The organism is Azospirillum sp. TSO35-2 (assembly GCF_003116095.1).
In the GTDB taxonomy this organism is placed as follows: Bacteria; Pseudomonadota; Alphaproteobacteria; order Azospirillales; family Azospirillaceae; genus Azospirillum.
Window position 1 is genome coordinate 422,851 of the sequence record NZ_LGRA01000021.1, and the last position, 2,500, is coordinate 425,350.

Consider the following 2,500-nt stretch of genomic DNA (forward strand, 5'->3'; position numbering starts at 1 on the left):
GTCTCCCCTGTCCGGGGGAGCGGCGTCCGCAATCGCGTGTGCAAGTGATCCGAGGTCATCATCGAACCGGCGCTGTCTTGCGTCAAGCAGGCTTGCTGCTGCGCATGGCGCGGTTTGTGGGGTTGAGATCAAGCCGATCGAGCGATTAGTAAGGCTTAGCTTCAGGCATTGCTGCCCGTCCACATGCCTCCTATCGACGTGATGGTCTGTCACGGCTCTCAAGGGAGCTCTGGTTTAGAGGTGGGTTTCCCGCTTAGATGCTTTCAGCGGTTATCCCGTCCATACTTAGCTACCCGGCCATGCCACTGGCGTGACAACCGGTGCACCAGAGGTATGTCCATCCCGGTCCTCTCGTACTAGGGACAGATCCTCGCAAAACTCCTACACCCACGGCAGATAGGGACCGAACTGTCTCACGACGTTCTAAACCCAGCTCACGTACCACTTTAATCGGCGAACAGCCGAACCCTTGGGACCTGCTCCAGCCCCAGGATGTGATGAGCCGACATCGAGGTGCCAAACGACTCCGTCGATATGGACTCTTGGGAGTCATCAGCCTGTTATCCCCGGCGTACCTTTTATCCGTTGAGCGATGGCCCGTCCACGTGGAGCCACCGGATCACTATGGCCGACTTTCGTCTCTGCTCGACTTGTCAGTCTTGCAGTCAGGCGGGCTTATGCCATTGCACTCGTCGAGCGATTTCCGACCGCTCTGAGCCCACCATCGCGCGCCTCCGTTACACTTTGGGAGGCGACCGCCCCAGTCAAACTACCCGCCATGCAGGGTCCCGGACCCGGGTAACGGGCCGCGGTTAGATGCCAGAGATCTCAAGGGTGGTATTTCAAGGTTGGCTCCACACGAGCTGGCGCCCATGCTTCCAAGCCTCCCACCTATCCTACACATGAGATCCCTAGCACCACTGCAAAGCTGTAGTAAAGGTGCACGGGGTCTTTCCGTCTGACCGCGGGAACTCCGCATCTTCACGGAGAGTTCAATTTCGCTGAGTTGGTGTTGGAGACAGCGGGGAAGTCGTTACGCCATTCGTGCAGGTCGGAACTTACCCGACAAGGAATTTCGCTACCTTAGGACCGTTATAGTTACGGCCGCCGTTTACCGGGGCTTCAATTCAGAGCTTGCACCCCTCCTCTTAACCTTCCGGCACCGGGCAGGCGTCAGACCCTATACGTCGCCTTGTGTGGCTTCGCAGAGCCCTGTGTTTTTAGTAAACAGTCGCTACCCCCTGGTCTGTGCCCCCCGCCCTGGCTTGCGCCAGAACGGGGCCCTCTTCTTCCGAAGTTACGAGGGCAATTTGCCGAGTTCCTTCAACACCATTCTCTCAAGCGCCTGGGTATACTCTACCTGTCCACCTGTGTCGGTTTGGGGTACGGTCTGATGCGGGGGCTATTTCCTGGAACAGGTCCACAGCACGATCAATCCGATAAGATCGTACACGCTTTCCCATCCGTCACTCACCCGCTGGCCCACGAATATTAACGTGGTTCCCATCGACTACGCCTTTCGGCCTCGCCTTAGGGGCCGGCTCACCCTGCGTGGATTAACCTTGCGCAGGAACCCTTGGACTTTCGGCGAGAGTGTTTCTCACACTCTTTGTCGCTACTCATGTCAGCATTCTCACTTCCGATACCTCCAGGCGACCTCGCGGCCACCCTTCGCAGGCTTACGGAACGCTCCGCTACCGCGTGATCAGAGATCACACCCGCAGCTTCGGTACACGGCTTGAGCCCCGATACATTTTCGGCGCAGGCCGGCTTAACTAGACCAGTGAGCTATTACGCTTTCTTTAAAGGATGGCTGCTTCTAAGCCAACCTCCTGGTTGTCATGGCCTTCCCACATCCTTTCCCACTTAGCCGTGATTTGGGGACCTTAGCTGGCGGTCTGGGCTGTTTCCCTCTCGACGATGGACCTTAGCACCCACCGTCTGTCTGCCGCGCTCTGCTTCCGGGTATTCGGAGTTTGGTTAGGTTTGGTAAGGCTCGCGCCCCCCTAGCCCATCCAGTGCTCTACCCCCCGGAGCAATACGCGACGCGCTACCTAAATAGCTTTCGCGGAGAACCAGCTATTTCCTGATTTGATTGGCCTTTCACCCCTAGCCACAGGTCATCTCCGACTTTTTCAACAGGCGTGAGTTCGGTCCTCCAGTGCGTGTTACCGCACCTTCAACCTGCCCATGGCTAGATCATCAGGTTTCGGGTCTAAAGCATGCAACTCGGTCGCCCTATTCAGACTCGCTTTCGCTGCGCCTCCACCTACCGGCTTAAGCTCGCTGCATACTCTAAGTCGCTGACCCATTATACAAAAGGTACGCCGTCACCCCATGAAGAGGCTCCGACTGCTTGTAGGCATCCGGTTTCAGGAACTGTTTCACTCCCCTTGTCGGGGTGCTTTTCACCTTTCCCTCACGGTACTGGTGCACTATCGGTCACTGAGGAGTACTTAGGCTTGGAGGGTGGTCCCCCCATGTTCAGACAGGGTTTCAC

At 57.2% G+C, this 2,500-nt stretch carries 1 rRNA gene (cut by a window edge); it reads right to left on the reverse strand.

The features are described 5' to 3' along the window. Positions 1–124: 124 nt before the first annotated feature. Positions 125–2,500: ribosomal RNA gene (locus TSO352_RS18145) — 23S ribosomal RNA — on the reverse strand; it runs 369 nt beyond the window's last position.